The organism is Microbacterium petrolearium (assembly GCF_054782875.1).
In genome coordinates, this window is record NZ_BAAGRQ010000003.1 from 188,067 (window position 1) to 210,703 (window position 22,637).

A 22,637-nucleotide genomic window follows, 5' to 3' on the forward strand; every position below is an offset into this window, starting at 1 on the left:
GGCGGCAGGTCAGTCCGGCACGTCGACGACGCGCTCCTCGCCCACCGCGGGGGCGAGAGCCCCGAGGGTCCAGGCCGCCAGGTCGGCGCGCAGGGCGTCGAGCGCGGCGGCGGGGACCCACGCCGTCAGCTGCGCGACGGCGCCGTACTCCGGCGGATCGAGGACCGCGTCGTGCGCGTGCGCCCAGTCGCGCAGGAGGTTGTCGAGCCGGCCGGCGTCGGCGTGCGGCGCGTCGATCCGCACGCGGGTGAGGGAGCGGCGATGCACGATGCGCGCCGCGTCGAGCGCGTCCGAGACCGCCTGGCCGTACGCGCGCACGAGGCCGCCGGCGCCCAGCTTGACGCCGCCGAAGTAGCGCGTCACGACGGCCACGACATCCGTCATCCGTCGCCGCCGCAGCACCTCGAGCATTGGCACCCCGGCCGTGCCCGACGGCTCGCCGTCGTCGGAGGAGCGCGCGTGCTCGCCGCGCACGCCCGTGATCATCGCGACGCAGTTGTGCCGCGCGTCCCAGAACTCCCGGCGGATCCCCGCGATGAACGCGTCCGCCTCGGCGACCGACGCCACCGGCGCGAGGTGGCAGAGGAACCGCGACCTCTTGATCTCGAGCTCGCGATCCACCCGCTCGGCGATCGTCGCGGGGTGCTCCTCGGCCATCCGTCGAGGCTAACGCGCGGCCGGGCCGGGCGCGCGGGTCAGGTCGCGTGCCAGAGCCGGTCGTAGTAGTCCAACCGGGCCGGGTCGGGGTCCACGCCGTACGCCTCGAGCAGCGCGCCATCCCAGCCGGGCCCGAAGTTGTACCCCGCGCTCCACACGGCCGGCGCGAGATCCGCCCAGCGGTCGGCCACGCCGAGGCTGCCGAGGTCGACGTGCGCCGCCCATCCGCGCTCGTCGACGAGCGTGTTCGGGCAGCACGCGTCGCCGTGGCAGACGACGAGCCGGTCGATCGGCGGCGGATCGCGCAGCTCGGGCGGCACGACGGTGCCGCGCTCGGCGGCCGCGGCGATCCGTGCCGGCACGCCCCAGTCCCACGGGCACTCGGCCACGGGGAGGGCGTCGTGCATCGCCCGCAGCCCCGCGCCGACGGCCCGCACCGCCTCGGCCGGATTCGCGAAGCCCCACTCCGACACCGCCGACCACGCCGGGATCGCCTCGGTCACGAGCCACTGCTCGTCGCCGGTCGCCCCGTGCGCGAGCACGCGCGGCACGCGCACGAACCGCCCGGCCCACGCCAGCCGCTCCGCCTCGCGCGGCAGATCCAGCCCCGGGCGCCGCGGCGCCCACTTCACGTACCGGTCGCCGGCGCGGAACGTGAGCCCGCCGAGCACGTTCCGCCACACCGGCTCGACGGGGCCGGGGCCGGCGAGCGCACGGACGCGCTCGGGCACGTCGATGCCGGGCAGCGGAACGCTCATCCCCCGATGATGCCACCGCGTCCACCCCGCCGAGCCCGCGCCCGATCCGCGAACCCGCCCCGGATCGGGCGCGGGTTCGGCGAACGAGGGCGGGTTCGGCGGAGGAGGAGGGAGGGGTCAGCCGCCGAAGAGCGGGGTGAGCGCGGTGATCAGCTGGTAGACGCCCAGGGCGACGAACACCACCGTCGTGACGACGAGCGCGGTGTTCGTGTGCCAGCGGTTGCGGAACTCGCGCGGCACGCGATCCGTGTTCAGGATCGGCAGCAGCGTGATCGCGAGGAACGGCATGAACAGCGCGCCGAGGGCCCCGTACAGCAGCACGAGGAAGATCGGCTGCTCGAGGAACAGCAGCAGCATCGCGGGGAAGGTCAGCCAGATCAGGTACACGCGGAACCACTTGCCGTTCAGGCGCGAGTCGGGGTGGGCCGAGCCCTTGCCCGTGACGTTGCCCATGAAGTCGGCGAACATCAGCGAGACGCCGTTCCACACGCCCAGCACCGACGAGAAGCCCGCGGCCCAGAAGCCGATGAGGAACCAGACGCCGATGAAGTCGCCGTAGCGCTCGCGCAGCACGGTGTCGAGGTCGAGCAGGCCCGCGTCGCCCGACGACAGCGCGACACCGGCGGCCTGCACCACCTCGACGCCCACGATGAGCATCGAGATGACGAAGATGCCGGTCACGATGTAGGCGACGGTGTTGTCGATGCGCATGACGCGCATGAACTGGGGCTTGTCCCAGCCCTTCTCGCGCAGCCAGTAGCCGTAGGCGGCGAGCGTGATGGTGCCGCCGACGCCGCCCGCGAGGCCGAGCGTGTAGAAGATCGAGTTGTCGCCCTCGGGCAGCAGCGGCACGAGGCCCGTGAGCACCTGGAGCACGTTGGGCGCGGCGATGACCGCGAGGATGACGATCGTCACGAACATGATGCCGACGAGCGTGGCGGTGATCTTCTCGAAGACCTTGTACTTGTTGAACCAGACGAGCACGAAGCCCAGCAGGCCCGTGAGGATCGCCCACGGCCACAGCTCGGTGAAGACCGTGCCCTGCAGCGCCGGCACGTCGCGCACCAGCGCCGCGATCGGCAGCGCCGTGGAGCTCATGGCGCTCGCCGCGTAGACGACGCCCCAGACGACGATGTACGGCGCGAAATACCAGACCGGCCAGCGGCCGAGCGAGCGCCAGCCCTCGAAGATCGTCCGGCCGGTCGCCACGGTGTAGCGGCCGGCGCCCTCCACGAGCACGATCTTCAGGATGACGCCGAGGACCACGGCCCACAGCAGCGCGTACCCGTAGTTCGATCCCGCCACGAGGGTGGCCACCATGTCGGCGGAGCCCACGCCCGTCGCGGCCACCACCAAGCCGGGGCCGATGACCTTCCATTTGGGGGTCTGATCCTGCGGTACGGACATGGTCCTCCTCGTTGGGGACGGTGGGGCCGCATCGCTGCGGCGGCGGATGACGGGGCTCCGGGTCGCGGAGCCGTGCCGATTCTAGTCAGGCGTGCGCGCGCGGTCCGCACGGGCGTTCTCGCAGGGCGCGCCCGATAGCCTGGGGGCATGGCCGAGATCCCCACCCCGACGCGCGCCGACGAGCCGCGCGGCACCGCCGGCGCCGTGCGCCAGGTGCGGCCGCGCACCGAGGGGTGGCAGCAGGCCAAGGACGAGACCGGCCGCCCGCTGCTGCAGTTCGCCAGCCCCAAGCGCGGCAAGCCGCCCGTGCACCTCGCCGACCTCACGCCGGAGCAGCGCGTGGAGAAGGCGAAGGAGCTGGGCCTGCCCGGCTTCCGCGCCAAGCAGCTCGAGACGCACTACTTCCAGCATTGGACGAGCGACGCGTCCGCGATGACGGATCTGCCGAAGGACGGCCGCGAGGAGCTCGTCGCCGGCCTGCTGCCCACGCTGCTCACCGAGGTGCGCCGCCTGCAGACCGACGACGGGAACACGATCAAGTTCCTGTGGAAGCTGCACGACGGCGCGCTCGTCGAGTCGGTGCTCATGCGCTACCCGGGCCGCATCACGCTGTGCGTGAGCTCGCAGGCCGGCTGCGGCATGAACTGCCCGTTCTGTGCGACCGGGCAGGCGGGCCTGACCCGCAACATGTCGGCCGCCGAGATCGTGGAGCAGGTCGTGCGCGCGAACGCGCTGATCCGCGAGGGTCACCTGGGCACTGCCGAGCACCCGGACGAGCGGGTCACGAACATCGTCTTCATGGGCATGGGAGAGCCGCTGGCCAACTACGCCCGCGTCATGCACGCCCTGCGCGTGATGACCGACAAGGATCACGGGCTCGGCATGAGCGCGCGTGGCATCACGGTGTCGACGGTGGGCCTCGCCCCCGCGATCCGCAAGCTCACGGACGAGGGCCTCCCCGTCACCTTCGCGCTCTCGCTGCACGCGCCCGACGACGAGCTGCGCGACGAGATGATCCCCGTGAACTCGCGCTGGAAGGTCGACGAGGTGCTCGACGCCGCGCGCGCCTACTTCGACAGGACGGGGCGCCGCGTCTCGATCGAGTACGCGCTCATCCGCGACATGAACGATCACCCGTGGCGCGCGACGATGCTGGCCGAGAAGCTCAACGCCCGCGGCCGCGGCTGGGTGCACGTGAACCCGATCCCGCTGAACCCGACGCCCGGCTCGGTGTGGGACGCGTCGACCAAGGCGGCGCAGAACGAGTTCGTGCGCATCCTCAACGACGCCGGCATCCCCACGACGATCCGCGACACCCGCGGCAAGGAGATCGACGGCGCGTGCGGCCAGCTCGTCGCGACGGAAGAGGACGAGGCCGCCGCCGCGACCGCCTGATCCGGCATGCGGGCGGGGCGTGATCGCCTAGGCTCGGAATCGCCCGGCGACGCGGCCGGGCGATGACGCCGAGGGAGAGCTCATGTCGGACGCACCCGTGCTGCTGGAGGTCGAGGGCGGCTTCGCTCGCATCACGCTGAATCGCCCGGATCGCCTCAACGCGTTCGACGCCGAAATGGCGCGCGCGTGGGAGCGGGTCACCGCAGAGGCGGTCGGCCGCGACGACGTGCGGGCGATCATCCTGCAGGGCGCCGGGCGTGCGTTCTGCGCCGGCGGCGACGTGCGCGCGATGGCGGCCGAGCTGAGCTCGGGCGCGCAGGTGGGCGAGCTGGCCCGCGTGATCAACCGCGGCATCCTGGCCCTCACCGAGTCGGCGATCCCCGTGGTCGCCGCCGCGCACGGCACGACCGTGGGCGGCGGGCTCGGCATCCTGCTCAGCAGCGACTGGGCCGTGGTGGGCGAGGACTCCCGCATCGGCTGCGGCTACGCGGCCGTGGGCCTCACGCCCGACCTGTCGGTGTCGGCGCACCTGGCCGCCGCGGTCGGCGAGCGGCGCGCGCTGCAGCTGGCGCTCGGCGACCGGCTGCTGCCGGCGGCCGAGGCGCGCGAGTGGGGCCTCGTGGCCGAGGTCGTCGCGCCCGAGAGCGTCGCCGCGCGGGCCGAGGAGGTCGCCCGCGCGTGGGCCGCCGGTGCCTCGCGGGCGCTCGGCGAGGCGAAGCGGCTGCTGCGCTCGCGCCCCGGCCGGTCGTTCGCGGCGCAGCTCGACGAGGAGGCCCGCACGATCGGCGAGGCCTTCGAGCGCGCCGAGGCCCGCGAGCGGATCGCCGCCTTCGCGGCCCGCTCGCGCGGCTGACTCGGGTCAGCGCTCGAGCAGGCGCACGTCGCCGAAGCGCGCCGCGACCTTCGCGATCCAGTCGTCGCGGCGCATCGCGTACCAGCCGAACGCCATGAGCACGACGGTGGCGGCGAAGACCCCGAGCCCCACCCAGTTGACGGCGTCCTGGCCGCCGTACATGTGGTTGAGATTGCGCAGCGCGCCGGTGGCGAGCACGAGCCCGACGTGCACGACCGTGAAGGCGACGAAGAAGAGCATGGTCGGCCAGTGCAGGGCCTTCGCGAGGCGCGCGGAGAGCAGGCCGTCGAGCCGCGCGGGCCAGAACGCGCTGAGTCGCCAGCCGGTCACCGCCGCGACCGGCGCGGCGAGGAAGACGATCGCGAAGTACGCCAGCTGCTGCAGCGCGTTGTAGTGCACCCAGCCGTTGTGCGTGGGCCAGTCCAGCGACACGTACTGCAGCAGCGCCGAGACCGCGTTCGGCAGCACCTCCCAGCTCGTCGGCACGATGCGCACCCAGTGGCCGCTCGCGAACAGCAGCACGACGAACACGACGCCGTTCGCGAGCCACAGCAGGTCGACGGCGAGGTGGCCCCACAGCGCGAGCGACAGGCGGCGGCGCCTCACGCGCCGCGAGGTCCACAGCCCGCCCGAGCGGCTCTCGAAGCGGAACCGCAGCCCGGAGCGGACGATCAGCACGAGGAAGAACGCGTTCAGGAAGTGCGTCCACGACACGAAGGCCGGGATGCCCTCGGCCGTGTCGGCGGGCAGTGGCGCATCGCCGGGGAACGCCTCGAGGAACGAGCGGATCGGCTCCGTCGGCAGCAGCGCGCGCACCGCGAACACGGCGCACCAGGCGAGGACGACGAGCGCGGCCGCCGCGAACACACCCGACAGCGCCTGGATCCAGGTGGGGCGCGGGCGGGGCGTGGTCACCCCGCCATTCTCCCGGATGTCGCCCGGGAACCCGTCGCACACCGGGGAGCGCGGCTCGAAGGGGGAAATCGGCTGAGCTCGAGGGTAGACGGGTAGACGGGTAGAAGGCGCGGGGTAGAATGGCACCCGTGAGCCTGAACATCAAGAACGACGCGGTCGTCGCATTGGCCCGCGAGCTCGCCGCGCGGCTGGGCTCGACGCAGGTGAGTGCCCTGGAGGTGGCGCTGCGCGAGAAGCTCGAGCGCCTGGACGCCGGCGAGCCGATGCCCGACGAGCAGGATCGCCGCCGCGAGATCGACACGCTGCTGTCGCGCGTGTGGCAGGAGACGGAGGCGTGGCCGTCGTCGGGCGCGCTCCGCGCGGAGTTGTACGACGAGAACGGCCTGCCCGCATGATCCTCGACACCTCGGCGGTCCTCGCCGTGCTGCTGCGCGAGGAGGGGTGGTCGGAGGTGGATCGGGCCGCCTTCTCCGCGGAACGGCTGTCGATGTCGGCCGCGACCTCGGTGGAGCTGGCCGCCGTGCTGGCCGGGCGCCGCAATCCGGTCGTCGAGCGTCTCGCCGACGACCTGCTGCGGCTCTGGCGCGTGGAGATCGTGCCGTTCGACGCCGACCATGCTCGCATCGCCCAGCAGGCCTACCGCGACTTCGGTCGGGGCTGCGGGCACCCGGCCCGGCTGAACCTGGGCGATTGCTTCAGCTACGCGCTCGCGCGCGCCCGGGGGGAAGAGCTGCTGTTCGTCGGGGAGGACTTCGGCCACACCGACGTCCGACCGGCGCTGTCCTAGCCGGCGACGCTCTGCGCCGTGAGCGAGATGGCGGCGGCCGACGTGCGCAGCAGCTCGAGCTCGGCGTCGTCGAAGCGCGTCTCGCGGATCGGGAACGCGCCGGCCGCGTTCACGATCGACGGCACCGACAGCGCGACGCCGTCGATGCCGTGGAAGCCGCTGAGCACCGTCGATACGGGCAGCACGGCCCCCTCGTCATCCAGGATCGCCTCCACGATGCGCGTCACCGACAGGCCGATGCCGTAGTTCGTCGCGCCCTTGCCCTGGATCACCCGGTAGGCGGCGTCGCGCACCTCGATCGCGATGGCGTCGAGCTCCTCGCGGCGGAAGCCGTCGAAGCCCGGCGCGCGCCAGTCGAGCAGCGGCACGGGGCCGATCGTGGCGCTCGTCCACAGCGGGAACTCGGTGTCGCCGTGCTCGCCCACGATGTGCGCGTGCACCGACCGCGTGGCCACGCCGGCGGCCTCGGCCAGCTGCACGCGCAGCCGCGAGGTGTCGAGCACGGTGCCGGATGCCATCACCCGCTCCGGCGGCAGGCCGGTCGCCTGCTGCGCGATCACCGCGAGCACGTCGCACGGATTCGTCACGATGACGAAGATCGCGTCGGGCGAGGCCTCGAGCAGCCGCGGCATCATCGTGGCGATGATCCGCGCGTTCGTCGCGGCGAGGTCCATGCGCGTCTGGCCGGGCGCCTGCTTCGCGCCGGCCGTGATGACGACGACGTGCGACCCCGCCGTCACGGCGATGTCGGAGCCGCCCGTGATGCGGCTCGATCCGGTGAAGCTCGTGCCGTGGGCGAGATCGAGCACCTCGGCCTCGACCTTCTGCGCGGCGATGTCGTACAGCACCACGTGGCGGGCCGCCTTGCGGATGAGCATGGCGTACGCGCTGCTCGACCCCACGGCTCCGGCCCCGACGACGGTGACCTTGGCGTTCTCGATGGCACCCATGCGGCCAGTCTGTCAGCGGGGCGCCGGCGCGGGAAGGCCCGATCCGGCGCCGGGGAGGGGCTCAGGGAGCGGTCAGCCGCGCGCGGCGACGCCGGCCGCGTAGCCGGCGGCGTAGGACTCCTCCGCGCCGGTGTGGAACATGTCGCGCTCGGCGGGGCGGACGATCGAGCGCGCGCCCGGCAGGTCGAGCGGGCCCACGAGGTCGGCGCGGCCGCGCACCACCGCCACGGGGCGCCCCGCCGTCTTGCGCTTGACGAGGTCGGCGGCGGCGGCCAGCTCGTCCGCGACGCACGGCAGCGTGACGGCGAGCTCGCGCCCCTGCGCGTCGACCTGGCCGCGCAGGTCCTCGAACACGCGCACGCCGGCGGCGCCGATCGCGTGGTCGGTCTGGCCGTCCCGCCATGCGCGCCCGAGGGTGTCCGAGACGATCACGCCCACCTCGGCGCCGAGCCCCAGCCGCAGGCCGGTCGCGAGCGCACGGGCGGACGCATCCGGATCCTCGGGGAGCAGCAGGACCGTCCCTTCGGGGGTGTTCGACGCGTCGACGCCTGCGGCGGCGGCGATGATGCCGAGGCGGCTCTCGACGATGCGCGTGCGCGAGCCGTTCGGCCAGGTGCGCTCGGCGACGACCCGCACGGTCTCGGCGGTGATGGCGTCCTCGCGGTCGTCCGCCCGCACGAAGCGGCCCTCGGCCTTGGAGACGATCTTGCTCGTGACGACCAGGATGTCGCCGTCGCGCAGGGTGTCGCCCGCGGCGGCGGCGATGACGGCGACGAGGTCGTCGCCCGCGCGGACCTCGCCGATCCCCTCGAGCGCCCAGACCTGCAGCGATCCGGGGATCGACTCAGGCACGGGAGAAGCGCACCTCGGTGAGCGTCTCGCCCAGGAAGGGCTCCTGGCGCTCGACGCCGTCGAGCCGGAAGCCGCGCTTCTCGTAGAAGCCGGTGCCGCCCGGGTAGTTCTTCGCGATCCAGCCGTACAGCGGCTCGCCGTCGTCGACCACGGCGTCGAAGAGGGCGCGGCCGATGCCCCTGCGGTGCCACGAGTCGAGCAGGTACACGAAGTAGAGCTCGCGGGGCGCCGGCGCGTCGTCGTCGCGGGCGGGGCCGGAGGCGGCGAAGCCCACGATCTCGCCGTCGACGAGGGCCGCGGCGTGGCGGTGCTCGGGGCCGCGCTGCGCGTAGTGGGTCCACAGGTCGGCCAGGCGCTTGGGCGAGACGGCCTCGAGCGTGGCCTTCGACACCATGCCGTCGTAGGTCTCGTGCCACACCTGGGCGTGGACACGGCCCATCGCCTCGGCGTCGACGTCTCGGATGGGGCGGATCAGCACGTCGGTGGCTTCCATGGCCAGACACTAACCCCATGCGGGGAACGGAGCGAAATCGGTCTCGTCTCGTAGGCTGGGCCCATGCCTGCCGCGCCGCACAGCGACCTGATCGACGAGGCCGTCGCCCTCGCCCGGCGCTGGGTGCTGCAGGCCGCCGAGGTCGAGCAGGACCCGGCCGCGGAGCGCCTCGCGGGAGTGCTGCGCGATCCGAACGGGCTCGACTTCACGGTCGGCTTCGTCGACGGGGTGATGCGGCCGGAGAGCCTCACCGCCGCGGCCCGCAACCTCGCGAGGATCGCGCCGCTGGCCCCCGGCTTCCTGCCGCTGCCGCTGCGGGCGGCCGTGCGCGCGGGCGGTGCCGTCGGGCCGATCGCGCCGGCCGCCGTCATCCCCCTCGCCCGCCGCGTGCTGCGCGCGATGGTCGGGCATCTCATCGTCGACGCGCGCCCGGAGAAGCTGGGGCCGGCGATCGAGCGGCTCCGCCAGGGCGGCGCACGGCTGAACCTCAACCTGCTCGGCGAGGCCGTGCTGGGCGAGCAGGAGGCGCAGCACCGCCTGGCGGGCATCCACGCGCTCGTGGAGCGCGACGACGTGGACTACGTCTCGGTGAAGGTGTCGGCGATCGCCTCGCACCTGTCGATGTGGGCGTTCGACGAGATCGTCGAGCGCGTCGTCGAGCGGCTCACGCCGCTGTACCTCACCGCGGCGGGCAACGGCACGTTCCTGAACCTCGACATGGAGGAGTACCGCGACCTCGACCTCACGATCGCGGTGTTCACGCGGCTGCTCGAGAAGCCCGAGCTGCGCCGGCTGCGCGCCGGCATCGTGCTGCAGGCGTATCTGCCCGACGCCCTGCCGGCGCTCGACGAGCTCACCGCCTGGGCGACCGCGCGCGTCGACGCCGGCGGCGCCCCCATCAAGGTGCGCCTCGTGAAGGGCGCGAACCTCGCGATGGAGCGGGTCGACGCGGCGATGCACGACTGGCCGCTCGCCCCCTACTCCTCGAAGCTCGACACCGACGCCAACTACGTGCGCTGCCTCGACGCCGCGCTCACCCCCGAGCGGACGCGGGCGGTGCAGCTGGGCGTCGCCGGGCACAACCTCTTCGACATCGCGTACGCGTGGCACCTCGCGAACCGCCGCGGCGTGGCGGGCGCCGTCGAGTTCGAGATGCTGCTCGGCATGGCGCAGGGCCAGGTGAAGGCGGTGTCGAACACGGTCGGCCCCGTGCTGCTCTACGTGCCGGTGGTCGCCCCGGCCGAGTTCGACGTGGCGATCAGCTACCTCGTGCGGCGCCTCGAGGAGAACGCCTCGAGCGAGAACTTCCTCTCGGCGGCGTTCGGGATGGCCGAGGACGGATCGCTCTTCGCGCGCGAACGGGATCGGTTCGTGGCGTCCGTGCGCCGATCGGTCGATCCCTCGCTGCCGACGGGCCCGAACCGCCGCGCCCGCCGCCGCGCGACCGAGGCCTCGGACGCCGCGCCCGCGGCCGAGGAGCAGCTGACGCAGGCGGTGCTCGACATCGCACGCGGGCACGACGAGCCCGACCGCCGGTTCGAGCAGGACACATGGGTGGAGACGGCCGTGTTCCAGGCGGTGGAGTCGGCCGACGCCACGGGGGCACCCGGCTTCCGCAACACCCCCGACACGGATCCGGCGCTGCCGGAGAACCGCGAGTGGGCGCGGGAGGTGCTCGCCCGGGTGCCGGCCTCGACGGCCGGCACGGCGACCGTCGAGGCCGCGCGCGTGACCGACCGCGACGCGCTGGAGCGGATCGTGCAGCGCGTACGAGCGGCGGGCGAGGCATGGGGCGCCACCCCCGCCGCCGAGCGCGCCGAGGCGCTGCGCCGGGCCGCCCAGGCGCTCGACGCGCGCCGGGGCGCCCTCATCGAGGTGGCAGCCTCCGAGACGGGCAAGGTGTTCGCCGAGGCCGACGTCGAGGTGAGCGAGGCCGTCGACTTCGCGAACTACTACGCGGCGAACGCGTCCGAGCTCGACGCGGTGCCGGGCGCCCGGTTCGAGCCGTCGCGCGTGACCGTGGTGGCGCCGCCGTGGAACTTCCCCCTCGCGATCCCGGCCGGCGGTGTGCTCGCGGCGCTCGCCGCGGGATCCGGCGTCGTCTTCAAGCCGGCCCCGCAGGCGCGGCGGTGCGCGGCCGTCGTGGCGGAGGCCCTGTGGGACGCCGGCATCCCGCGCGAGCTGCTCGCGCTCGTCGACCTCGACGAGGACGAGCTGGGGCGCGAGCTCGTCTCGCACGCGGACGTGGACCGCGTGATCCTCACGGGATCGTGGGAGACGGCGCAGCTGTTCCGCAGCTGGCGGCCGGACCTGCCGCTGCTGGCGGAGACGAGCGGCAAGAACGCGATGATCGTCGCCCCGTCGGCCGACCTCGACCTGGCGGCCGCCGATCTCGTGCGCAGCGCCTTCTCGCACGCGGGGCAGAAGTGCTCGGCGGCGTCGCTCGCGATCCTCGTCGGTCCCGTCGGTCGCTCCAAGCGCTTCGCGAGGCAGCTCGTCGACGCCACGCGCTCGCTGCGCGTGGGGCCGCCGTCCGATCCCCTCAGCGAGGTCGGGCCGCTCATCGAGACGCCGCGGCCCTCGAGCAAGCTGCACTGGGCGCTGACGACGCTCGACGCGGGCGAGCAGTGGCTCGTGAAGCCGCAGGAGGTGCCGGGCGGCGACGGCCGGTACTGGACCCCCGGCATCCGCGTGGGCGTGCGCGCCGGCTCCCGCTTCCACACCGAGGAGTTCTTCGGCCCCGTGCTCGGCGTCATGCACGCGCCCACGCTCGAGGCTGCCATCCGCCTGCAGAACGCCGTCGACTACGGCCTCACCGCCGGGCTGTACACGCAGGATCCGGAGGACCTGGCGGCGTGGCTGCGCCGGGTCGAGGCGGGCAACCTCTACGTCAACCGCGGCATCACGGGGGCGATCGTGCAGCGCCAGCCGTTCGGCGGCTGGAAGCGCTCGTCCGTCGGCGCCGGCACGAAGGCCGGCGGGCCGCACTACCTGATCGGGCTCGGCGACTGGCGCGCGACGAACGGCGGCGCCGCGGGGCGCAACCTCCACCTTCGGGGGCTCGACACCCGCATCACGGCGCTCATCGAGGCCGCCCAGCCCTCGCTCGGCTACGACGAGTTCGAGTGGCTGCGTCGCGCGGCGCTGTCGGACGCGGTCGCGTGGGATCGCGAGTTCGGCCGGATCAAGGACGTCTCGCGCCTCGGTGTGGAGCGCAACCTGTTCCGCTACCGGCCGGTGCCCGTGGCGGTACGGGCGACGGCCGACGCCGGCCGGCAGGAGGTGCTGCGCGTGCTCATCGCGGGCATCCGCACCGGCGGTGCGTTCACGCTGAGCCTGCCGGTGGGGCTGCCGGCGCCGGTGCGCCGCGCGCTGGGCGACCTGCGCATCCCGGTTCACGTCGAGTCGGACGAGGACTGGATCGCCCGGATGGCACGCCCGGCCGCCGACGCCGGGTCGGCCGCGGACCTCGGATCGGTGGCGGAACGCAGCGGCGACGCCGCGGAGGCGAGGCGAGCACCGCAGCCTTCCGACGCGGACGACGCCGAGGCCCAGCTGGTCGACCTCGTCGATCCGCGCGCGGCGGACGTCGCCCGCCCGCCGCGCGTGCGCCTGATCGGTCCGCGCACGTCCGTGCGCGCCCTGCATGGCGCGCTCGCCGAGGCGGTGCACGGCGACCCCGACCTCGCGATCTACGCGGGCGAGGTCACCACGGCCGGCCGCCTCGAGCTGCTGCCGTTCCTGCGCGAGCAGGCCATCTCGATCACCGCCCACCGCTTCGGCACCCCGGACCGCACCTTCGCCGACGTCATCTGATCCGCTACACCCGGCCGCGGCAACCGACGGGCGCAACCGATCAGTTCAACCGAACGGTGAAACCCCACGGTCGCTGAACCCCAGCAAGTCCAAGACGGTTGTGGTGGTCGCTTCATCTCCGCGGCTGCGCCGCTCCGTTCAGCAACCGATCAGTTCAACCGATTCGCGCGCCCCTCCACACCAACCGGTCACTGTGCGAGCGCGAAGCGCGAGCGTGCGGCCGCCGATGCGGCGCGCAGCGCCGCCTCGCCGGCGCGGGACGCGACGGCGCGAGCACGCGAGCGGCACCCGCGAAGCGGGTGCCCGAGCGGCGCAGATCAAAAAAGGACAACGCGTTCAGCGGCGGCGGACGGGGCGGCGCGTGCCGAGGCGGCCGATGACGAGCGCGGTGAGCGAGACGGCCACGCCCCCCGCGAGCGTCCAGGCCACGATCTCCCTCGCGCCGGCGAGCGGATCGCGGGGCGCCTCGATGCGGATCTCGCTGTCGTCGATGACGACGTCGGCCGGCCGTTCGTGCGTGGGCGAGTCCGGGCCGGGCACGCCGCCGTCGTCGACGAACGCGACGGCCTCGTAGGGGCGCGCCTCGCCCCAGCCGACGGTGTCCTTGCGCGCGTCGGGCGTGGTCCGCAGCGCCGTCGCCATGATCCGGTGCGCCCACTGCTCGGGAGATTCGTCGGGGTGCGCCGACGCCACGAGCGCCGCGATGCCCGAGACGACCGCGGTGGCCCAGCTGGCCGACACCTCGTCGCCCAGCGACGTGTCGCCGCCACCGCACCACGGCGCGAGCAGCCCCTGGCCCGGCGCCACGACGTCCACGTGCTCGCCGGCGAACGACGCCCCGAAGTCCCACTCCCCGGCGAGGGTCACCCCGCTCACGCCGAGCACGCCGTCGTACGCGGCGGGGTAGCGCACGCCGTCGGCGTCGTCCTCGCTCGTGCCGCGGTTGCCGGCGCTGGCCACGATGAGCGCGCCCCGGTCCTGCGCGTACTGCACCGCACCCTGGATCTCGCCGCTCGGCGCGGCCTGCGAGAGCGAGAGGTTGATGATCTGCGCGCCCTGATCGGCCGCGATCCGGATCGCGTTCGCCACCGAGGCGGCGGAGGGGCCCACGTTCTGGTCGTCCTCGGTGGAGGGCACCTGGAACGCGCGCAGCGGCAGCACGGTCGCGGCGGGGGCCACGCCCACCACGTCGGAGCCGTCGATCCTGCGCGCCGCGATGAGACCGGCGGCCGCCGTGCCGTGCCCGTACAGGTCCGATCCGGGGTCGACGGACGGGTTCTGGCCGGGGGCGGGGGCGAACGTCGTCTGCCCGCCCGCGAGCGCGCCCCGCAGGTGCGCGTTGTCGGCGTCGACGCCGCTGTCGACGACGGCGACCGTCACGCCCTCGCCGCGCGTGACCTGCCAGGCCTTCGCGAGTCCCAGCCGCTCGACGAGCGAGTTGCCGGAGCCCTCGATGAGCGGCTGCGCCTGCAGGCACGGCTCCTCGGTCTGCGCGACGGCCGGCTGCGCCGGTGCGACCGCGAGCCCGCCGACGGCGAGGGCGACGGCCAGTGCGCCGATCGGCCCGCGCCGGCTCACGAGCCCTCCGAGGCCACCACTCCCGTGGCGTCCTGACTGAGCTCGGGGCCGATGGGGAACAGCCGCGCCCAGCCGGCGGGGACGATCACGATGTCATCGCGCGCGTACCCGAGCCGCTCGACGTCGGCGAAGGTCGCGATCGGGAAGTACACGCCGTTCTCGGAGATGTAGCCGAAGGCGTCGCCGCCACCGGCCGACACGGCGTCGACGAGGGCGCCGCCGCCGGGCTCGACGACGGGGCCGGGCGTGAGGTCGGCCGGAGCGGCGCTCACCGTCACGGTGGGGCGCAGCACCTCGGCGCCGTCGGTCGCCGGGAACTCCGAGGGCTCCATGCGCACGCACGTCGCCCCCTCGGCCGGGGCCGCGAGGTAGGTGGGCCAGTCCTCCGGGATCGCGCTCTCCTCCGAAATGAGCGGTCCCGCCTCGGTCACGCTCATGGTGACCGGCTCCTGGAGCGTCGGATCCTCGCTCACCGACATCGCGGCGAGCTCGCGCGCGAACGCGTTGAGGCGCACGAGCCGCGAGTTGTCGGTGACGATGTAGTCGCCCGTCACGGCGCCCTCCGCGTCCTGCGTCTGCACCATCTGCCCGACCCGCAGGTCCGTGTCCTCGGCAGGCTGACCCAGGCGGTCGAACGAGAGGGCGCGCAGCGGCGTGCCCTGGTCGAGCAGGTTCAGCCAGTTGGCGTTGACGGTGCGCGGCTGGTGCGTCACCTGCAGGGCCAGGCTCATGGCCTCGACCTGCGCGGGGATCTCGTACCGCATCGATCCGGTCACGTAGTACGCGGTGCCGGCCGGGTCGAGCACGATGTCGGCGACGGGGGCGGTGCCGGGCACGCCGGCTGTCGCGATGCGGGTGGACGGAGCCGCCTCGATCGGGTTGCCGTCCTCGCCGTAGACGGTCTCGCCCGCGATCGCGCGGCCGATCTCGTCCGAGACGCACGAGGTCCAGGCGGCGTCGATCAGGCGCGCGGCCTCGGGCAGCGCGTCGGGGGCGTCGGCGATCCCGATCGGGGCGGACTCGCGTGGCATGCCGGCCAGCTGATCCGCCGTCACCTCGAGGATGTCGGACGATCCGGTCGCGAGCCGGGCGCTGGCGAGGTTGAGGAAGGGGTAGAGGGTGCCGTTGATGGCGACGTACCGCGTGCCCTCGCCCTTCACGACGACCACCGAGGCGTCCTTCCAGCCGTCGGGGAGCGTGCCCGTGAACGAGCCGACGACGAGGGTGCCGACCGCGGTCAGCACGGCCAGCGCGAGGCCGACGACCACGCCGCGCAGCGGCTTCGCCGGCGCCAGCTCACGCCCGCCGGGGGCGCCGCTCGTGAAGGCCGTCAGCAGTCGCCGCCGGCTGAAGCGGTGCGCCTGGATGAGCTCCTGCTTCGACGCCATGCGTCAGAACCACCCGCCCACGAGGATCGCCAGCGGCGGCAGCAGCGCGATCGTCACGATCTCGGCCGGGTCGGCGACGCGGTCGAGCCGGAGGCGCTTCTTCGGGGCGAGCAGCCCGAGCCCGATCACGGCGGCGGCCACGACCGCGAGCACGATGATGAGCCCGGTGCTCCAATCGGGGAACGCGGTGACGGCGACGAAGACCGTGAGCACGGCGCCGGCCATGGCGGTGGCCGTCACCGCGACGATGTCGGCGCGCGAGAACACCTGTCGCACGCCCAGCACGAGGGCCACGTACGTGAAGACGGCCAGGGCCAGGCCCGGCAGGCCGGATGCGACGACGGGGGCGGTGGCGAGCAGCGCGATCGCGCCCGTCGCGATCCGCAGCGCGACCTGGAAGCGGTGGCCCATGGCGTAGCGCTCGGCGACCTGCGCGCGCGAGACCTCCGCGGGCGCGGCGTAGATCTCCGAGTCGTCGCGCGCCGACGCGACCCGCAGCGATGTGGAGGCCAGGGCGAGCCACGGAATGCCGAGGCCGGCCATGCCGGCGGCGGCGAGGGCGATCGCGAGGATCGACGCCGGCGCGGCGCCGGTGAGGAAGACGACGAGGCCCGCCAGGCCCATGACGCCGCCGACGACGAGCGGGATGAGCGAGTACTCGCGCGGCTTGGACACGAGCAGCATGGCGACGCCGCCGACGAGGGCGGCGCCCGCGCCCGCCAGGGCGGTCGGCAGGCCCCAGCCGGGAGCCACGCCCAGGGCGGTGAACCCCGCGACGGCCGCGTGCAGGGCCGCGACCTGCACGAGGGCGACCGGCGCCTGCGGCGGTGTGCCGATCTTCTCGAGCACGGTCGCGCAGATGAGCAGCAGGACGGCGGCCAGCCCGGTGCCGATCGGCGCGATGAGCGAGTGCTCGCCCGCGAGCTCGGCGACGAGCACGGGCAGCGCCGCCACGGTCAGCAGCACCGACGCCGTCACGGTCGTGGTGGTCACGGTGTCGGCGGGCGTCCAGGGCTTCGCCTGCTCCTCGACGACGTCGGCGACGGCCTCGACGATGTCGTCGTAGGTCTTGGTCGGGGTCGAGTCGGCGCCGACCTGCAGCGCGATCACATCGCCGTCCTGCACCCGCTGCGCCACGAGCGAGCGGTCGGGGTCGAGCCGCTCGCCGTCCGAGCGCACGAACCAGTAGCCGGCGTGCGCGTCGACGGGGTCGAGCACCCGCAGGCGCTGCGCGACCGACGGCACGATCTCGGCGACGGGGACCCCGCCGGGAAGCGCGACGTCCACGCGGCGTTCGCCTGACTGGATCGTGAGCTTCAGCAGCTGAGGCGCCGCCACTGCGGTGCCTCCGTCGCGTTCGTTCATCCGCTCCCCTGTGTCCCAGCGCCGCACTCAGTATAGGGACGCGTCCGATGGGGAGTGGTACCCATTGGTCCGCCTTGGGCGTCTCTGTATGGTGGGTCGCGTCGCCGGGCATCCGGTGATGGTTCCCGTAGGGGGGATCCGAGGGGTCCATGACCGGGTGACATACGTCGCCCCAGAACTTGGAGATGAATATGGCCAACGAGGTTTCCGCCGCAGATGGTGCTATTGAGCGCGGCGCTCAGATCGTCGCGCAGGCGAAGATTCAGTTGAACACCGACATCACGCAGCTGGAGGGCAAGCTCGCCGGCATCGGCGCGTCGTGGCAGGGTTCCGCCGCGACGGCCTTCACGTCGCTCATGCAGGCCTGGCGCGCCCAGGCCAAGAAGATCACCGACAACCTCGACGCGTTCGAGGCCAACCTCAAGTCCTCGCAGGTGGGCTACACGACGTCCGACGACACGTCGGCGTCGGCGATGAGCAACCTTCAGAGCCGTCTGGGCTGACCGGAACCTAGGGAGAGAGAATCATGACCTTCAAGGCGAACTTCGGTGGCATCGCCACCGCCGCGGCCGACATCTCGTCCGGCGCCAGCACGATCGAGTCCCACCTGGCCGACATGGACCGCGCGCTCGCGCCGCTCCGTTCGGACTGGTCGGGTTCGGCGTCCGAGTCGTACCAGATCGCTCAGCGCAACTGGAACCAGGCGATTGCGGACATGAAGATCCTGCTGACGCAGATCGGCCAGCAGGTTCAGCGCGACGGCGAGCAGTTCCAGCAGACGGAGCAGGCGAACGCCAAGCGCTTCGCCTGAGCCTCAGGCTGACCAGATGGGCGGTGTCCGCGTGAGCGGGCGCCGCCCATCTTCGCGTCCGGCGCCGGACGGGGCACGGACGCGTGGCATCATCGGCGCGCGAGCGCGAGACGGGAAGGCGGCCCATGAAGGGTGAGCTGGCGTATGGGGCGGCCGTGATGGCCGCGGCGCTGCCGACGCTGCTTGCGACGGCGGCCACGGAGTCGGATTCCCTGTGGTACCCCCGGTGGGGGAACAACCGCCCGTCCGACGAGGCGCTGTTGATCGGCGCGATCGGTGGCGGGGTGGTCCTCCTCGCCGTCATCGTGCTGTGGACGGTCGTCCTCCGTCGTGCGCGCCGGAAGCGATGGGAACGTCAGGAGCGGGCGGCGCGGGAGTCCTCCGCGCCACGCCAGGCTCCGGAGGGATCGAGATGAGCGTGCACGCTGAGCGCCGCCGGCGCCGAACGGGACGAATGGCGGCGGCTGCTGCGGGTCTGGTGCTGCTGGTGGGTGCGGCGGCGCCGGCGGGTGCGGCGTCGGACGACGAGAGCGGTCTGTGGTGGTACACGGATGCCGGGGTCGCGGACGCGCACGCGGAGGCGACGGGTGAGGGCGTGAGGATCGCGCTGATGGATTCGCCGGTGAACGCGGATGCGCCGGCGCTGGCGGGCGCGAACATCCGTGCCCGATCAACGCAAGCGTGATCGTCACGGCGGCGCACGACAACTTCGGCGATGTGTACCCGCCCGGTATGGAGGTGTCCACCTTCAACGGTGTCGTGGGCGTGGAGACGCACGGTCCCGGTGGTTCGCGGGATGAGCCGTTGGTGTCGCCGTCGGTGGCGATCGTGGCTCCCGGCGACACTGTGCTGACGTATCGGCGCGGCGACGCGGGCGCGTGGGACGAGCCGCAGCTTCTGGCGGGGACGTCGTTCGCGTCGCCGTTCACGGGCGGAGCCTTGGCGCTGGCGATGGAGAAGTGGCCGGAGGCGACGTCGAATCAGATCCTGCAGTCGATGATCCACACGGCCTCGCACGCGAACCCGGATCCGGTGCACACGGACGAGGAGGGGTACGGGTTCATCGACGTGCCGCGACTGCTGGAGACGGACCCGACCCAGTTCCCGGACGAGAACCCGCTCATCGCCGCCGACGGCGACCCGACACCCGCACAGTTCGAGGCCGGTGTGTATTCGGGCGAGTTCGGTGATTACCCGATCGATCCGCCGATCGGGGAGGCCCCCGCTGCGGGAGCCGACCCCGACGCCGGCGCTGGCGGCGGCGGCTCCGAGGGCGAGCCCTTCCCGATGGGCCTGGTGCTGAGCCTGCTCGGTGGCGGGGTGGTGCTGGTCGGTGTGATCGTGCTGGTCGTGGTGCTGGCCGCGCGTCGCAAGCCGCGCCAGCCGGCGCCCGGTCCGCACCCGCCGCAGGGGTACTACGGCCAGCAACCGCAGGGCCCGCACCCGCCGGGGGCGTACGGCCAGCCCGCCCAGGGCCAGTACCCGCCCCCGCCCAGGCCGCCGCAGGCGCCGCACGGGCAGGGCGGGTAGGAGCGTCCGATCGTACCGGCGGTGTCGCGCGGTCGCGATGGGCACGGCTGCCCGCCCCATTCGCGGGGGAGTTGGGTAGGTTGCTCATGACGGCGTGCCGGCACTGCTCGTGCGATGCGGGTCGCCGGGACGTCTGTCGCGTGAGCGGAAGGGTGGGCGCGTGAAGCGTGGTGTGAGGCGGATGACGGCGGCCGCTGCGGGTCTGGTGTTGCTGCTGGGGGCGGCGGCGCCGGCGGGTGCGGCGTCGGACTATGAGAGCGGCCTGTGGTGGTACACGGATGCCGGGGTCGCGGCCGCGCATGCGGAGGTGACGGGCGAGGGCGTGACGATCGCGCTGATGGACACGCCCGTGAATGCCGATGCGCCGGCGCTGCGGGGAGCGAACATCGTCGGCGCGGGCGCTACCGAGTGCGCCTCGGGGGAGGAGGTGCCGATTCTGGATGATGGCGCCACCGCGCAGCACGGCACGGATGTCGCGACGATGCTCGCGGGCAACGGCCAGCCGGTGGGCGGAAACCCGGGCATCCCGGGCGTTGCAGCGGGCGCCGAAGTGCTCGTGTACACCGCCGTGTACGGCCAGGGAGATGACGTGCCCCTCTGCGCGACAGACGAGGAGTACAGCGTCCAGAACGTGCGTGACGCTGTCGAGCGCGGTGCCGACATCATCCTCTTCACGAGCGGGCAGGGCGTCGACGGGCAGTTCGCAACCGCGCTGATCCAGGCCGTCAAGGCGGGTGTGATCGTTGTCGCCTCCAATCGCAACGCGGGAGCGGATACGAACGAGCTCGGCGATGGCAGCACCACCGCCTCGTTCAACGGCGCCGTCTCGGTGGAGAGCTTCGGCCCCGGCGGCGTGAGGGACGACCCCGTGATCGCGCCGTGGCTCACGATCGTGTCTCCGGGCGACGGCTCGCTGACGTATCAGCGCGGCGATGCGGGCACCTGGGACCGGCCCATGCTGATGAGCGGCACGTCGCTTGCCGCGCCGTTCACCGCAGGCAGCCTTGCCCTGGCGATGCAGAAGTGGCCGGAGGCGACGTCGAATCAGATTCTGCAGTCGCTCATCCACACGGCCTCGCACGCGAATCCCGATCCGGTGCACACGGACGAGGAGGGGTACGGGTTCATCGATCTGCCGCGTCTGCTGGCGACGGACCCGACCCAGTTCCCAGATGAGAACCCGCTGATCACCGCCGAGGGCGTGCCGACGCCCGCGCAGTACGAGGCCGGCGTGTACTCGGGCGAATTCAACGAGTACCCGATCGATCCGCCGATCGGGGATGCCCCCGCCGCGGGAGCCGACTCTGATGAGGGCGCCGGCGGCGGCTCCGAGGGTGAGCCGTTCCCGATGGGTCTGGTGCTGGGGCTGCTCGGTGGCGGGGTGGTGCTGGTCGGTGTGATCGTGCTGGTCGTGGTGCTGGCCGCGCGTCGCAAGCAGCGGCAGCCGGTGCCTGGGCCGCACCCGCCGCAGGGCTACTACGGCCAGCCGCCGCAAGGCTCATACCCGCCGGGGACGTACGGGCAGCAGCCCCCACCTCCCGGCGCGGGGGCGAGCCCCGGGGCGCGACCGCCTCGCTGACGCAGAGTGGGTAGTTCTCTCCATAGGCATGGAGCGGGCCAGCCCCTAGCATTGCCCACGTTGGACGAATCGGGGAGGGAACGATGAGTCAGGAACTCGGCGCGGATCGCGATCAGATCGCGGATCAGGTCAGCAGGCTGAACGAGCTTGCGGAGACGATCACCTTCGCGCGTGGAGAGTTGAGCGGCGCAGACGCTCAGCTGACGGCGACGGTGTGGGCGAACGACCAGATGTCGCAGGACTTCCGCGCACGGTTCACCAAGAACATGTCAGCGGGTGTGCAGCTTCTCTCCGAGGCGCGGGCAGAGGCTCTGTACATCGCGGAGCAGCTCCGCGCCGCGCTGGAGGACGTCGAAGACGCCGATGCCGCCATGGCGCAGGAGTTCCTTGCCGCGGTGAACGCCACGATCGACACACTGGAGGCCTGAGATGGCGGGGACGAATGAGGAGCGCCTCCGCGCTCTTGCGGCGACGTATCACAATGGCGACGCGCGCGAGGCGCTCAGCAACCGGGTGTACGACACGAAGGCCGCTCTGGACGATGTGGTCACTGCCATCCGCAATGTGCGGAGCGCTCCCGGCTTCACGGGGAAGATCGCGGACGCATCCGGCGATCGGCTCGACGCGCTGGCGACGAAGCTCGAAAATCTGAGGACGAATCTGGGCAGTCACACCCCGGCGTGGACCACGGCCACGCGCGCGTTCGGCGACGCCGCTGCGGCGCTCGAGTCGTTGCCCGGTACCGACCTCTCGGAGAGCGATCGCAACACGATCGAGATCGCCCTCAAGACTGGAGGCACGGTTTTCGCGGGGCCGCTCGGGTACGTCGCGGGCGACATCGCGGCGGACTGGCTCATCGGCGAGAATGAGCGACGGCGGGAGGAAGCGGCGGCCAGGGCGCTCGGTGAATTCGAGAGGGGCATGAACAACGCCCGAGCCTCGCTGCCGGAGCCTGTCGACACTGATCTTCCGCCGCGGGATGCCCCCGATCCGATCCCCGGTCCGACCCCTGAGCCGATCGGCACCGGCGGCACCGGCGGACTGCTGGGCCCCGGTGGCGGGTACGGCGGCGGCGTGCCGGGCGGCGGCGGATACGGCGGCGGTCAGGTGCGGCCGATGGATCCGATCCACGGCGGCACGTTCCCGCAGACCCCGTCGACGCCGACGGTCCCGACGCCTGGTCAGACGCTTCCGGACTACCCGCTTCCCTCGCCGACCGTTCCGTCGCTGCCCGGGCCGGGAGGCACGGTTCCTCCCGGCGGCATCGGGATCGGCGACATCGAGGGCGGCCCCATCCGCATCGACGGCGGCCTCACGCCCGGCGCGCCGACGGTGCCCGGTGCGGGCGGCATCGGCGGTGGTCTCGGCGGCGGGATCGGCGGTGGCGTCGGCGGCGGCGCGAACGGAGGCGGCGTGGGCATCGTCGCGGCCCTCGCCGGCGGCGCGATCGGCGCGGGCGTCGCCGCGCGCATCTCCGGCGGCCCCGGCATCTTCGGCGGTGCG

At 73.1% G+C, this 22,637-nt stretch carries 22 protein-coding genes and 1 pseudogene; 13 read left to right on the plus strand and 10 right to left on the minus strand.

What is annotated here, in order from left to right:
• Positions 1-9: 9 nt before the first annotated feature.
• The 3 genes from ACYVJ0_RS04200 to ACYVJ0_RS04210 all read right to left on the minus strand — a co-directional run bounded on the left by ACYVJ0_RS04200 (position 10) and on the right by ACYVJ0_RS04210 (position 2,822).
• Positions 10-657, minus strand: coding sequence for an IMPACT family protein (locus ACYVJ0_RS04200; protein WP_460816187.1), 648 nt, complete (start codon positions 655-657; stop codon positions 10-12).
• A gap of 38 nt (positions 658-695) precedes the next feature.
• The gene (locus ACYVJ0_RS04205; protein WP_460816189.1) at positions 696-1,415 is read right to left on the minus strand and encodes a phosphotransferase; all 720 of its coding nucleotides are present in this window, start codon (positions 1,413-1,415) and stop codon (positions 696-698) included.
• A 117-nt stretch (positions 1,416-1,532) separates the two neighbouring features.
• Positions 1,533-2,822, minus strand: coding sequence for an Nramp family divalent metal transporter (locus ACYVJ0_RS04210; protein ID WP_449855220.1), 1,290 nt, complete (start codon positions 2,820-2,822; stop codon positions 1,533-1,535).
• Positions 2,823-2,969: 147 nt separating this feature from the next.
• On the opposite strand from ACYVJ0_RS04210, the gene rlmN reads away from it, so the two are divergent.
• Positions 2,970-4,217, plus strand: a complete 1,248-nt coding sequence (gene rlmN / locus ACYVJ0_RS04215; protein WP_460816191.1) for a dual-specificity RNA methyltransferase RlmN — start codon at positions 2,970-2,972, stop codon at positions 4,215-4,217.
• 82 nt (positions 4,218-4,299) lie between these two features.
• Positions 4,300-5,070: an enoyl-CoA hydratase/isomerase family protein gene (locus ACYVJ0_RS04220; protein WP_460816193.1), complete on the plus strand. Its 771-nt coding sequence runs from the start codon at positions 4,300-4,302 to the stop codon at positions 5,068-5,070.
• A 6-nt stretch (positions 5,071-5,076) separates the two neighbouring features.
• Here ACYVJ0_RS04220 and ACYVJ0_RS04225 read toward each other — a convergent pair whose 3' ends face one another.
• The gene (locus tag ACYVJ0_RS04225) at positions 5,077-5,985 is read right to left on the minus strand and encodes a cytochrome b/b6 domain-containing protein (RefSeq protein WP_460816195.1); all 909 of its coding nucleotides are present in this window, start codon (positions 5,983-5,985) and stop codon (positions 5,077-5,079) included.
• Positions 5,986-6,113: 128 nt separating this feature from the next.
• Here ACYVJ0_RS04225 and ACYVJ0_RS04230 point away from each other — a divergent pair, with 128 nt between their 5' ends.
• Together ACYVJ0_RS04230 and ACYVJ0_RS04235 are read left to right on the plus strand one after the other, a co-directional pair.
• Positions 6,114-6,380: a type II toxin-antitoxin system VapB family antitoxin gene (locus ACYVJ0_RS04230; protein WP_460816197.1), complete on the plus strand. Its 267-nt coding sequence runs from the start codon at positions 6,114-6,116 to the stop codon at positions 6,378-6,380.
• Positions 6,377-6,772 carry a type II toxin-antitoxin system VapC family toxin gene (locus ACYVJ0_RS04235; protein WP_460816199.1) on the plus strand — a complete coding sequence of 132 codons (396 nt, stop codon included), beginning with the start codon at positions 6,377-6,379 and terminating at the stop codon, positions 6,770-6,772. Before ACYVJ0_RS04230 ends, ACYVJ0_RS04235 begins: the two co-directional genes overlap by 4 nt.
• On the opposite strand, the gene ACYVJ0_RS04240 is transcribed toward ACYVJ0_RS04235, so the two are convergent.
• From ACYVJ0_RS04240 to ACYVJ0_RS04250, 3 genes are all read right to left on the minus strand, one after another.
• The gene (locus tag ACYVJ0_RS04240) at positions 6,769-7,722 is read right to left on the minus strand and encodes an L-lactate dehydrogenase (protein ID WP_460816201.1); all 954 of its coding nucleotides are present in this window, start codon (positions 7,720-7,722) and stop codon (positions 6,769-6,771) included. The two genes, ACYVJ0_RS04235 and ACYVJ0_RS04240, sit on opposite strands and share 4 nt — an antisense overlap.
• A gap of 72 nt (positions 7,723-7,794) precedes the next feature.
• Complete coding sequence (gene cofE / locus ACYVJ0_RS04245; RefSeq protein WP_460816203.1) at positions 7,795-8,574, minus strand: coenzyme F420-0:L-glutamate ligase; 780 nt, start codon at positions 8,572-8,574, stop codon at positions 7,795-7,797.
• A complete protein-coding gene (locus ACYVJ0_RS04250) occupies positions 8,567-9,067 on the minus strand; it encodes a GNAT family N-acetyltransferase (RefSeq protein ID WP_460816205.1) in 501 nt (166 codons plus the stop codon). The genes cofE and ACYVJ0_RS04250 overlap by 8 nt, the downstream gene beginning before the upstream one ends.
• A gap of 63 nt (positions 9,068-9,130) precedes the next feature.
• Here ACYVJ0_RS04250 and ACYVJ0_RS04255 point away from each other — a divergent pair, with 63 nt between their 5' ends.
• Positions 9,131-12,883, plus strand: a complete 3,753-nt coding sequence (locus tag ACYVJ0_RS04255) for a proline dehydrogenase family protein (protein ID WP_460816207.1) — start codon at positions 9,131-9,133, stop codon at positions 12,881-12,883.
• A 336-nt stretch (positions 12,884-13,219) separates the two neighbouring features.
• On the opposite strand, the gene ACYVJ0_RS04260 is transcribed toward ACYVJ0_RS04255, so the two are convergent.
• The 3 genes from ACYVJ0_RS04260 to eccD are packed head-to-tail and all read right to left on the minus strand — an operon-like array spanning position 13,220 to position 17,214.
• Positions 13,220-14,461, minus strand: coding sequence for a S8 family serine peptidase (locus ACYVJ0_RS04260; RefSeq protein ID WP_460816209.1), 1,242 nt, complete (start codon positions 14,459-14,461; stop codon positions 13,220-13,222).
• On the minus strand, positions 14,458-15,849 hold the full coding sequence (gene eccB, locus ACYVJ0_RS04265) for a type VII secretion protein EccB (protein WP_460816211.1): 1,392 nt from the start codon (positions 15,847-15,849) through the stop codon (positions 14,458-14,460). The genes ACYVJ0_RS04260 and eccB overlap by 4 nt, the downstream gene beginning before the upstream one ends.
• Before the next feature lie 3 nt (positions 15,850-15,852).
• On the minus strand, positions 15,853-17,214 hold the full coding sequence (gene eccD, locus ACYVJ0_RS04270) for a type VII secretion integral membrane protein EccD (RefSeq protein WP_460816212.1): 1,362 nt from the start codon (positions 17,212-17,214) through the stop codon (positions 15,853-15,855).
• Between the two features lie 191 nt (positions 17,215-17,405).
• On the opposite strand from eccD, the gene ACYVJ0_RS04275 reads away from it, so the two are divergent.
• From ACYVJ0_RS04275 to ACYVJ0_RS04310, 8 genes and pseudogenes are all read left to right on the plus strand, one after another.
• The gene (locus ACYVJ0_RS04275; RefSeq protein ID WP_449853904.1) at positions 17,406-17,717 is read left to right on the plus strand and encodes a WXG100 family type VII secretion target; all 312 of its coding nucleotides are present in this window, start codon (positions 17,406-17,408) and stop codon (positions 17,715-17,717) included.
• A gap of 23 nt (positions 17,718-17,740) precedes the next feature.
• Positions 17,741-18,025: a WXG100 family type VII secretion target gene (locus tag ACYVJ0_RS04280; protein WP_449853903.1), complete on the plus strand. Its 285-nt coding sequence runs from the start codon at positions 17,741-17,743 to the stop codon at positions 18,023-18,025.
• 83 nt (positions 18,026-18,108) lie between these two features.
• On the plus strand, positions 18,109-18,441 hold the full coding sequence (locus ACYVJ0_RS04285) for a hypothetical protein (RefSeq protein WP_460816215.1): 333 nt from the start codon (positions 18,109-18,111) through the stop codon (positions 18,439-18,441).
• Positions 18,438-18,710 (plus strand): hypothetical protein, encoded by a 273-nt coding sequence (locus tag ACYVJ0_RS04290; RefSeq protein WP_460816216.1) that lies wholly within the window; start codon positions 18,438-18,440, stop codon positions 18,708-18,710. Before ACYVJ0_RS04285 ends, ACYVJ0_RS04290 begins: the two co-directional genes overlap by 4 nt.
• Entirely contained in the window at positions 18,707-19,555 is an 849-nt protein-coding gene (locus ACYVJ0_RS04295) for a S8 family serine peptidase (RefSeq protein WP_460816218.1), read from the plus strand. The genes ACYVJ0_RS04290 and ACYVJ0_RS04295 overlap by 4 nt, the downstream gene beginning before the upstream one ends.
• Positions 19,556-19,649: 94 nt before the next feature.
• Positions 19,650-21,134: a S8 family peptidase gene (locus ACYVJ0_RS04300; RefSeq protein WP_460816220.1), complete on the plus strand. Its 1,485-nt coding sequence runs from the start codon at positions 19,650-19,652 to the stop codon at positions 21,132-21,134.
• 83 nt (positions 21,135-21,217) lie between these two features.
• On the plus strand, positions 21,218-21,562 hold the full coding sequence (locus ACYVJ0_RS04305; protein WP_449853898.1) for a hypothetical protein: 345 nt from the start codon (positions 21,218-21,220) through the stop codon (positions 21,560-21,562).
• A gap of 1 nt (position 21,563) precedes the next feature.
• Positions 21,564-22,637 (plus strand): annotated as a pseudogene (locus ACYVJ0_RS04310) (hypothetical protein); the annotation flags it as partial.

What these genes read in the sequence shown, in the direction of transcription:
- eccB (WP_460816211.1), bottom strand. Translation starts at nt 15,849, where the DNA reads ATGGCGTCGAAGCAGGAGCTCATCCAGGCGCACCGCTTCAGCCGGCGG.
- ACYVJ0_RS04210 (WP_449855220.1), bottom strand. Translation starts at nt 2,822, where the DNA reads ATGTCCGTACCGCAGGATCAGACCCCCAAATGGAAGGTCATCGGCCCC.
- ACYVJ0_RS04305 (WP_449853898.1), top strand. Translation starts at nt 21,218, where the DNA reads ATGAGTCAGGAACTCGGCGCGGATCGCGATCAGATCGCGGATCAGGTC.
- ACYVJ0_RS04220 (WP_460816193.1), top strand. Translation starts at nt 4,300, where the DNA reads ATGTCGGACGCACCCGTGCTGCTGGAGGTCGAGGGCGGCTTCGCTCGC.
- ACYVJ0_RS04255 (WP_460816207.1), top strand. Translation starts at nt 9,131, where the DNA reads ATGCCTGCCGCGCCGCACAGCGACCTGATCGACGAGGCCGTCGCCCTC.
- eccD (WP_460816212.1), bottom strand. Translation starts at nt 17,214, where the DNA reads ATGAACGAACGCGACGGAGGCACCGCAGTGGCGGCGCCTCAGCTGCTG.
- ACYVJ0_RS04235 (WP_460816199.1), top strand. Translation starts at nt 6,377, where the DNA reads ATGATCCTCGACACCTCGGCGGTCCTCGCCGTGCTGCTGCGCGAGGAG.
- ACYVJ0_RS04275 (WP_449853904.1), top strand. Translation starts at nt 17,406, where the DNA reads ATGGCCAACGAGGTTTCCGCCGCAGATGGTGCTATTGAGCGCGGCGCT.
- ACYVJ0_RS04250 (WP_460816205.1), bottom strand. Translation starts at nt 9,067, where the DNA reads ATGGAAGCCACCGACGTGCTGATCCGCCCCATCCGAGACGTCGACGCC.
- ACYVJ0_RS04200 (WP_460816187.1), bottom strand. Translation starts at nt 657, where the DNA reads ATGGCCGAGGAGCACCCCGCGACGATCGCCGAGCGGGTGGATCGCGAG.
- rlmN (WP_460816191.1), top strand. Translation starts at nt 2,970, where the DNA reads ATGGCCGAGATCCCCACCCCGACGCGCGCCGACGAGCCGCGCGGCACC.
- ACYVJ0_RS04205 (WP_460816189.1), bottom strand. Translation starts at nt 1,415, where the DNA reads ATGAGCGTTCCGCTGCCCGGCATCGACGTGCCCGAGCGCGTCCGTGCG.
- ACYVJ0_RS04280 (WP_449853903.1), top strand. Translation starts at nt 17,741, where the DNA reads ATGACCTTCAAGGCGAACTTCGGTGGCATCGCCACCGCCGCGGCCGAC.
- ACYVJ0_RS04290 (WP_460816216.1), top strand. Translation starts at nt 18,438, where the DNA reads ATGAGCGTGCACGCTGAGCGCCGCCGGCGCCGAACGGGACGAATGGCG.
- ACYVJ0_RS04240 (WP_460816201.1), bottom strand. Translation starts at nt 7,722, where the DNA reads ATGGGTGCCATCGAGAACGCCAAGGTCACCGTCGTCGGGGCCGGAGCC.